The organism is Streptomyces sp. NPDC045287, from assembly GCF_056432325.1.
The window spans coordinates 1-8260 of sequence record NZ_JBWKJG010000043.1 but is presented as its reverse complement, the minus strand read 5'-3'; the positions used below and the strand labels follow the sequence as shown (position 1 = coordinate 8260).

Annotated in this window: 8 protein-coding genes; 4 read left to right on the top strand and 4 right to left on the bottom strand. The window is 69.1% G+C overall.

What is annotated here, in order from left to right:
* Together AC07D6_RS33395 and AC07D6_RS33390 are read right to left on the bottom strand one after the other, a co-directional pair.
* On the bottom strand, positions 1-863 hold an 863-nt coding region (locus AC07D6_RS33395; protein WP_479050700.1), incomplete at its 3' end, for a GntR family transcriptional regulator.
* Between the two features lie 170 nt (positions 864-1033).
* Positions 1034-1459 carry an ATP-binding protein gene (locus AC07D6_RS33390; protein ID WP_479050702.1) on the bottom strand — a complete coding sequence of 142 codons (426 nt, stop codon included), beginning with the start codon at positions 1457-1459 and terminating at the stop codon, positions 1034-1036.
* A gap of 428 nt (positions 1460-1887) precedes the next feature.
* On the opposite strand from AC07D6_RS33390, the gene AC07D6_RS33385 reads away from it, so the two are divergent.
* The 4 genes from AC07D6_RS33385 (at position 1888) to AC07D6_RS33370 (ending at position 5307) form a co-directional block, all read left to right on the top strand.
* A complete protein-coding gene (locus AC07D6_RS33385) occupies positions 1888-3228 on the top strand; it encodes a hypothetical protein (protein ID WP_479050698.1) in 1341 nt (446 codons plus the stop codon).
* Positions 3225-4067: an NAD(P)-dependent oxidoreductase gene (locus AC07D6_RS33380; protein ID WP_479050696.1), complete on the top strand. Its 843-nt coding sequence runs from the start codon at positions 3225-3227 to the stop codon at positions 4065-4067. Before AC07D6_RS33385 ends, AC07D6_RS33380 begins: the two co-directional genes overlap by 4 nt.
* 440 nt (positions 4068-4507) lie before the next feature.
* Positions 4508-4600, top strand: coding sequence for a nucleoside triphosphate pyrophosphohydrolase family protein (locus AC07D6_RS33375; RefSeq protein WP_479050694.1), 93 nt, complete (start codon positions 4508-4510; stop codon positions 4598-4600).
* A 401-nt stretch (positions 4601-5001) separates the two neighbouring features.
* A complete protein-coding gene (locus AC07D6_RS33370) occupies positions 5002-5307 on the top strand; it encodes a MazG-like family protein (RefSeq protein ID WP_479050692.1) in 306 nt (101 codons plus the stop codon).
* A gap of 451 nt (positions 5308-5758) precedes the next feature.
* Here the strand turns inward: AC07D6_RS33370 and AC07D6_RS33365 are convergent, their stop codons facing one another.
* Together AC07D6_RS33365 and AC07D6_RS33360 are read right to left on the bottom strand one after the other, a co-directional pair.
* Entirely contained in the window at positions 5759-6943 is a 1185-nt protein-coding gene (locus AC07D6_RS33365) for an IS701 family transposase (RefSeq protein WP_479050690.1), read from the bottom strand.
* Between the two features lie 211 nt (positions 6944-7154).
* A complete protein-coding gene (locus AC07D6_RS33360; RefSeq protein WP_479050688.1) occupies positions 7155-8036 on the bottom strand; it encodes a dioxygenase family protein in 882 nt (293 codons plus the stop codon).
* Between the last annotated feature and the right edge of the window lie 224 nt (positions 8037-8260).

The following is an 8260-nucleotide window of genomic DNA, read 5'->3' as shown; positions in this document are numbered from 1 at the left end:
CACCGCCTGTGCGCGGCCCGTACGGCCGCGCGGATCTCCGCGCGCGTGAACACCCCGGCGGTCGCCGGCTGCGCGGGGGCTTGGCAGGGAGGCGCCGGCAGAGTCCGGGCCGCATCGAGGACACGGGCCGGCAGGCCGTACCGCGAGGCGACCAGGCCCTCGTCCGCCACCTGCCGGAGCGCGTCGATGACGACAGCGGCGTCGCACACGAACACGGTCGCGAGGTCCCGCACGGCCGGCAGGGACCGGCCAGGCGGGTAGAGGCCGAAGGCGATCTGGCGCCTCAGCCTCCCCGCCACGTACCGGGCCTGCCGCTGATACAGCGGAGTGCGGCCCGCCACCAGGAGACGGTTGTGGAACGGCTCAAGCACGCCCCCATCCCGGAGGTCGCACAAGGCCAGCTGCGCCACCTCGATCGGGACCTGGAGGTCCGCCGCGACGCGCACAGCGGTCAGGGAGGCCCCCACGGGGTAGTCGCCGCGGTCGATCGCCGCCGCGACACGACGAGCCACCCCCGCCGCGGTAGGACACGGCGGAGCGGTATCGCGGATCGCCCGCAGCAACGCACGCACCGCGCCGGCGGCCACCACGACCTCGGTGAACGACGAAACACCCGGCAGCCCGGGGTCGAGGGTCGCTGCTGCGATCAGCTCGTCCCAGCGACGCACATCGGCTGGCGAACCGGCAGCCGCCGCCCGGCACCGGACCGCCACCGGCAACCACGACTCAGCCACCTGCCGCACCACCTGGTGATGGCGCGCGACAGCCGCCGGCACGGCCGCCCCGCGGCTCCCGGCCGCCCGCCTCACCGCCAGAAGATCGACCTGGAGCCGGTCGGCGTCGACCACCACGGTGCCGCTCACGCCGCCTTCCTCGCCCACCCCTGTCACGCGGGGGACCTGCTGCTCGGCGGCACGCTCCCGCAGCCAGGTGGCACTCGTGGCCGCGGGCGTCGCCGGCAGGCGGGAGCGGGACGGGACGGTGGCCGCACCGTTCTCTCGCGGGTGGGAAGGCATTTTGGGGCGGGAGGTGCTCACGCGGGCACCTCGCTGGGGAGAATGCACCACACGCGCTTGCCCGATCCGTTCCGGGCGAGGTGCCAGCCCCACTGGCTGGACAAGGCGTCTACCAGGAGCAGACCCCGTCCGCCGTCATCAGCGGTGGTCGCCTGTCGCGGTGCCGGCTGGACCGGGGAGGGGTCGTCGACCGCGATCAGCAGGTAGCCGTGCGCCTGCTCGGCCGTGAGTACCACCTTCTCCGACGGCCCTTCACAGCCGTGCCGGACCGCGTTGGAGACCAACTCGTCCGCGACCAGGGTAGCCACCTCCACCACCTCCGACGCCTCCGGGAAACACCACCGCAGCAGGTGCTCGGCCAGCAGATGCCGTGCAGCCGGGACCTGCTCCAGGTCAGCGGAGATCGAAGTCTCGAAGTGGCGATGAACCGCGGAGAACGTCATCACACTGCCTGCCTATGCTGACGAACGGGATGGTTCAGCAACCCGGTGTGCCGGCAAGGAACTGTCCGCAGCGTGGGGAGCAGCTTGGCGAGGGGTAACGCGTTCCCAGTTGACCGGGGCGCGGTCGTTCGCGTGACCATCTGCTGTGTCTCCTCACCGGTCGGCGGCTGTGTAACGGGCAGTGATGGAACAGGTCGTTTCCTGTGCCGACGAGATCGCAGCCTGGCCGGGAGGGAAGGTCTTTACGAGGGCCGTAACGGCGCCTTGCTGTGTCTTCTTCTGCCTCAACCGTGTCTTCTTGGTGTCAGACAGGTGGTGCAGGCCAGCTTTGCTGTTCCTGAGACGCGTTGCTGACTAGCGTGGGCTTCAGAGCAATCACGATTCGGAGGGTGTCCGTGGAGCCATCTAGCCCGACTCTCTTCCAGGTATTGATCAAGCAGCGCGGATGGCAAGCCTTCGAGGTGTTCGTGCGCCGCTACAAGCAGGCGGCACGCGAGTTGGCAGACACCGAAGGTCCGAGGAGCCTGGCCACCGCGTCGATCGAGAAGCGACAGTTCTTCCGGTGGGCCCACGGAGAGATCCGGAGCCTTCCGCGAACGGAAGCTCGTCGCATCCTGGCGCATCTCTTCCGTCCTGTCCCCGTCGAAAGCCTTTTCGTGCCGGTGGCCGACAACGCCACCCCCATCGGCCCCGCCGTGGGGGAGCGTGCACAATGCGGGGCGGGAAGGCAGGGCGATTACGTGGCTGAGGATGTGGTGATGGCGGCGGCCAACGAATCGGCTGAGTTCGTGGCCAGGGCAGAGGCCAGCAACATCGGCCCGACGACCTTGGAACAGATGGAAGCCGACATCCGGCGGATAGTGACCACCTATCCCAACCGGCCTGTGGAGCCGCTGTTCCACGAGGTGTGTGCCCTGCGAGACAGGGCCTTCGACTTCCTGGAAGGCAGGCAACCTCCCCATCAGACGATCGACTTGTTCCTGGCCGCAGGCGTGCTGTGCGGGGTCCTGGCGAACGCCAGCTTCGACCTGGGAAGGTACGAGGCCGCGGAGACCCAGGCGCGAACTGCCTTCGCCTGCGGCCAAGCCGCCGGCCACAACGGACTGAGGGCCTGGGTACGAGGACTGCAGGCTCTGATCGCCTACTGGGACGGGCGACCCCGTGACGCGGTACGTCTCGCGGAATCCGGCAGTGACTTCGTCTCTGCGCAGGGAACGGCGAACATCCGCTTGGCCAGCATCAAGGCCCGCGCGTACGGGCAGCTCAACCAGTCCACCGAGGCGCTGGCCGCACTGCGCGAAGCCGACAGGCTGCGTGAGCAAGCCGGTTCAGGCGACGACCTGCCGGGCGGCATGATGGCCTTCCCTCTGGAGAAACAGCTGTTCTACGCGAGCAGCACACACCTGTGGCTCGGAGGGCGCGACCACCTCAGCGACGCCGAGACGGCAGCCGACCAAGCGGTGTCCATGTTCGAATCCACCGAACCAGAACGACGGCGCCTGGGCGAGATGTCGCTGGCTCGGATGGACCTCGCGGCAGCCCGTATGGGGCGCGGCGATCTGGAAGGCGCGGCGCTGCAAGTGCACGAGGTCATCCAGATCAACACGCGACGCGGCACGGAAAGCGTGCGGAAGCGCCTTGGGCAGTTCTCGCACCAACTGTCCGCGCACCCAGGGGCACAATCCCCTATCGCCATCGGCCTCCGCGAGGCGTTGTCCGCCCACCGGGAACGGCCTTCCCTCGAACTCCCGCCAGGAGACGCTGCGTGACCACCCTCACCTTGTTGCACCCCGGCTCGATGGGGGCACCACTGGCCGCCCACGCGGTACAGGCCGGGAACCAAGTGCTGTGGATACCGGACGGCCGCAGCCCCCTCTCCCACGAGCGCGCCGGCAAAGCCGGTCTCGTCCCCTGTGCGTCCCTGGCCGAGGCCCTGGCGGTGAGTGACATCGTGCTGAGCGTCTGCCCGCCGCAGGCCGCGGAACAGGTCGCCGCCACCGTGGCCCAGCACGACTACAGCGGCACCTTCATCGACGCGAACGCCATCAGCCCCGAGCGGATGCAGCGGATCTCCCACACGATGCCGAACGCCTGCACCGTACTGGACGGCTCGATCATCGGCCCGCCCCCGACCGGTGGCCGAACAGCCCGCCTGTACCTCTCCGGGCAGGAAGAAGCCATCGCCGTGGTCGAGGCCCTGTTCAGCAAGACCGACGTCACCGTGCGGACGGCCGGCCGCGACATCGGCGCGGCATCGGCCCTGAAGATGTCGTTCGCCAGCTACCAGAAGTCGGCCCGCGCCCTCGCCGGCCTCGCCCACGCCCTGGCCGCGCACCACGGGGTCAGCGACCTCCTCACCGAGGAAGCCAACACGATGACCTCCGCGATCCTCTCCGACCCGGACTACCTGCCCAGCGTCGCGGCCCGCGCATGGCGCTGGGGGCCGGAGATGCACGAGATCGCCGCCACCCTGCGCGCCGCCCGCCTCCCGGCAGAAGTCGCCGAGGCCGTCTCCCTCCTCTACAACCGGTGGGAAACCGACAAGGACCAACACCTCCCCCTGCACGACGTGCTGTCGCACCTGTACGACCGGGGAACGGAGGGGTAACCGCACCTGGCGGTACGACGGACCGCCCTCCGCTCGTTCGCATCCGCCTTTCAGATCAGACGGCAGAATGCCGGACCTGCTGACCGACCACTCCGCTCCCGCGCCCTCCGTGCAAGGACACCACCACCGGTGACCGACCCCGCCAAGGCGGCGAACGCCGCTCCCACGCTGTTCTAGAGCCCGACCCGACGCCCGCCCTGCCGGACACCGGCACGCCGATGCCGGACCTGACGGCCAGGGCGGGCGCACAGGGCTCGTACCAGGGCAGTGCCGAGGCGTTGAACCGGCCCACCCCGGCCGCGATCCCCTGCTCCTGAACCCCTACCCCCCTCAAGGAGGTCTTCGATGAGCGATGAGACGTGGCAGCACGTGAGGCGGTTACGTCCATGGCTGGACGATAACGTGGCCCCGAGCATGCGGGCTCCGTCGAGCTGCTGCGCGTGTTGAAGATTGCCGAGGAGTACGGGGAAGTCGCCGAGGTCCTCCACGGCGTGCTCGGCGCCAATCCCCGCAAGGGCGTCTCCCACACTTGACAGGACGTTGAGAGGGAGTTGTGCGACGTCATCGTGACGAGCATGGTCGCCCTTACCACGATCAATCCGGACGGAGACAAACTGCTGGACGAGCACCTGCTCTACCTGGTCCAGCGGGTCCTGCCCGACACCCCCTCATAGAAGTCCCGAGTCGATCAGCCGGGCGCGGTGGACAAGGCCGCCTCCACAAGCCTGTCCGCCGCGTCCGACTTTCCACACGCCCGGGCCCGTTCCACCATTCCCGCCCGCCGTATGGGGTCGGCGAGGAGGGGGCCATCGCCTTCTGGAGGCAGTCCACGGTGACGCCACCGGTGAGGGCGATAGCCCGCCGAACCCAGCGCGCCGGCACACAGCTCCCGCTAGGCTACGAGAGCACCTGCCGCACCACCGCCGGAGAAGCCGTGGACATCGGATCGGCCCAGAAACTCGCCTGGGAGAACAAGACCCTCAAAGGGTTCAACACCACGGACGTAGCCCTGGAGTTCGGTCTCCTCACCGCCGAGGTCGGCGAAGCCTTCACCGCCTGGCGCAAGGGCCTGCCCGACCTCGGCGAAGAGCTGGCCGACGTCTTCCTCTACCTGACGGCCCTGGCCGAGATGAACGGCGTGGACCTCGACTCCGAGGTGACACGGAAGATCGAAAAGAACGCACGCCGCACGTACGAGCGAAACGCACACGGGGCACAGATCCGGACGAGCGACGGGTAAGCGCTCCCGCTGCTGTGACTGAGCGCCACGGTTGGCCAATGAGCACTCCATCTGGCCGGTCTGAGCGTTCACGGTCGTTGTACCAGAGTCATCGCCTTGATATCGCCGGGGATACCCGGCGCGAAAGTGTGGCAGATTCGCCTGGGCGGCACGTCCGCGCGTGCCGCCCAGACGAGCTCAGCTGCGGGTGACGGCGACGAGCACGCCGACGGCAGTGGCCATGAGCATCATGGCGGCGAGCGCAGCGATGACGGGGGTGGCCCAGGTGGGTCGGTGCAGCAGCAGGGCTAGTACTGCAACGGTGTTTGTGGTGACTGGTGGCCAGGTCAGGGGCTGTGTCCGCGTCGTTTGTAGTGGCTGGTGCGGGCCTGGTGTTGGCGTCGTCGGCGCCAGGTCGACCAGTGCAGGATGTGCTCGACGGGTGCGGGCCGGCGGTCGGTGAGGCGGGTGATCAGCCTCCTGATCTCGGCGAGGCTGAGGTGGATGAGCTGGGAGGATCCGTTTCTGCTTTCCCCGCGTCCAGTTCGCGGGCCCGCAGGACGGTCAGGCAGGCGTGGGCGGTCATCGCGAGGGTCATGTGCCGGTGCCATCCGGGGTAGCGGCGGACCTGGTAGTCATCCAGACCGCATTCCTGCTTCGCGCTCTGGAAGCACTCCTCGATGGCCCACCGGCTGCCCGCGACGCGGATCAGCTCGTCCAGCGTGGTCTGGGCGGGGCAGTAGGCGATGTAGTAGGAGATCTCCCCGGGCCGGCTCACGCTGCGGCGGGCGAGAACCCAGTGGCGGCGGTCGGGCCGGTGCCAGGGCCGTACCTCGACGCGGGCCCAGTCGTAGATCCTCAGGCCGTGGGCCCCGGTGCCGCAGGAACGGCGCTTCCATTTCTGCCGGGCCAGGCCGTGGAACAGGTCGTGGACGGGGTGGTCGATCGCCCAGCGGGTGACGACGGTGTCGTGCCGGGTGGTGGCCATGACGTGGAAGACGTCCGCCCGCTCCAGTTCGGAGCGCCAGCCCTTGGAGAAGCCGTAGGCGGCATCCGCGGTCACCCACCGGAACGGGATCTTGTCCGCGATGGCGCGGCGGACCATCGCCTTGGCCATGGCCACCTTGGTCTCGAAGGCGACCGTGTCGTCGATGCCGGCCCGGCGGCACCTTTCGCGGTCATCCATCCAGGAGGCGGGCAGATACAACCTGCGGTCGATCAGTGTCCGCCCGCGGTCGGCCGCATAGGCGAGGAAGACGCCGACCTGACAGTTCTCCGTCCGTCCGGCGGTGCCGGAGTACTGCCGCTGCACTCCTGCCGAACGTGTCCCCTTCTTCAGGAAGCCCGTGTCGTCCACGATCAGGACGGCGCCTGGGTCGCCGAGGTGGTCGACGACGTACTGGCGCACGTCGTCGAGGACTTCGTCGGCGTCCCACTCGATCCGGTTCAGCATCCGGTGGATGCGGTCCGGGCCCGCATGGCCGGCTTCCTCCGCCAGTGTCCAGCCGTTCTTCCGCTGCAGCGGAGCGATCAGGCCCCGCATATAGGCCAGTGCCGACTCCCGGGGCTCCGACCTGCTGAAACGGTGCACGAATCGCCCATGCACAGCTTCCAGCTCACCGGCCCACAACCTGACATCAGCAAGGTCCCCACCCATAACCACACCAACGACCAACTTGGCCATCAGTCACGGCAAGCACCGTTGCAGTACTAGGCCGTTTCCTTTGGATCATGTGAGTAGGCAGAACGAGGGCCGGCTGGTCAGCTGAGTTTGGTGCGGCGGTGGTGCCCGTTGCTCAGTGACCGGGAATAGGGGCGGTCATTGCTGGTCTGGTTCCCGAAGTGTGGGGATGGGGTCGTGGTAGGGGTCAGGCCAGTTGGAAGGAGCGTTTGGCGAGGCCGGCCATGTAGCCGTCGATGACGGTTCGGGCGGGCTGTTCGGGGTTCTGGGCGGTGCCGAGGGTGATGAAGATGGGGAGGTAGTGCTCGGGGGTGGGGTGGGCGTAGGGCATGCCGGGTGCGCGGGTGGCGTAGGAGGCGAGTTCGTCGACGTCGCCGCGGGCGAGGGCGTCGGCGGCCCAGTCGTCGAAGCCGGAGGACCAGGCGGGGACGGTGCCGTGGAGCATCATGTCGCGGGTGATGTGGGGCAGGCCGTGGACCATGAAGCCGGAGCCGATGACGAGGATGCCTTCGTCGCGCAGGGGGGCCAGGCGGCGGCCGAGGGCCAGGAGGCGCTGGGGGTCGTGGGTGGGCATGGACATCTGTACGACGGGGATGTCGGCCAGCGGGTACATGGCCATCAGCGGGATCCAAGCGCCGTGGTCCAGGCCGCGGGTGGGGTGCTGGTGGAGAGGTTCGGTGTCGGGCATCATCGCGGCGATGCGGGCGGAGAGGCCGGTGGCGTCGGGGGTGGCGTAGCGCATCTGGTAGTAGCGCCGGTGGAAGCCGCCGAAGTCGTAGTACAGCGGTGTGCCGGCCGCGGGGGCGGACAGCATCAGCGGGGCGTCCTCCCAGTGCGCGGAGACGATCACGATGGCTTTGGGCTTGGGCAGGGACAGGGCCCAGTCGGAAAGCTCGCGCAGCCAGGGGCCGTCGTCAAAGAGCGGCGGGGCGCCGTGGCTGAGGTAGATCGCGGGAAGGGGCCCGTCGGCCGGTGTCCAGGGCCGCTGGGCGGCGGCCCGGGTGAGGGCGCCGGGGAGAAAGGCGTCGTAGGCGCCTGCGGGTATCGCGGGGTTGAGCGGGTCGGTCATGGCGGGCCTCCGGGCGGATGCGGGTGGTCGAGCACGTGGGGACGGGGCGGGGAGCCGATGCGCCGGGCCGGTCCTGGGGGCTGGTGCCGGTCAGGGGTTGAGCATCGGGGGGCAGGTGCGGTGGGGGTTGATGGCGTCGTTGACGCGGTGGCTGATCTCCCGGAGCTGCTTGGCCTGTGCCTTGGTCAGGGGGTCGATGACCAGGCGTCGTACTTCGGCGACGT

Bases quoted from the DNA above. Each gene is read 5' to 3' on its own strand.
- AC07D6_RS33390 (WP_479050702.1), bottom strand. From the start codon at position 1,459: ATGACGTTCTCCGCGGTTCATCGCCACTTCGAGACTTCGATCTCCGCT.
- AC07D6_RS33365 (WP_479050690.1), bottom strand. From the start codon at position 6,943: ATGGGTGGGGACCTTGCTGATGTCAGGTTGTGGGCCGGTGAGCTGGAA.
- AC07D6_RS33360 (WP_479050688.1), bottom strand. From the start codon at position 8,036: ATGACCGACCCGCTCAACCCCGCGATACCCGCAGGCGCCTACGACGCC.